General features: G+C 55.3%; 1 pseudogene. It reads right to left on the bottom strand.

Annotated features, from left to right (window positions below):
- Positions 1-206, bottom strand: a pseudogene (locus B7444_RS16995) (hypothetical protein); the annotation flags it as partial.

Below are 206 nucleotides of genomic sequence, written 5' to 3'. Positions count from 1 at the left end.
ACACGATGAAGAGCAAGCCGGTTTCTGGCGTCGTCTTCGATCAGATAGACACCGTCCCTGTCGCCTTCGAAAATAAGGAGACCGACCTCGTTTGCGGCATTTATGAAATCTCCCAAAATGCGATGGTGAGCGTTCCAGAGGGTCAGGATGTCCGCCCGCATTGCTGGCAGAACCGACTGTCCTGAACGGCGTTTCGTCGCCTGGTG

The sequence above is a fragment of the Gluconobacter thailandicus F149-1 = NBRC 100600 genome (assembly GCF_000964465.1).
GTDB lineage: Bacteria > Pseudomonadota > Alphaproteobacteria > Acetobacterales > Acetobacteraceae > Gluconobacter > Gluconobacter thailandicus.
Note: the sequence above shows the minus strand (reverse complement) of the source record. Positions and strands in the feature narration are given on the sequence as shown.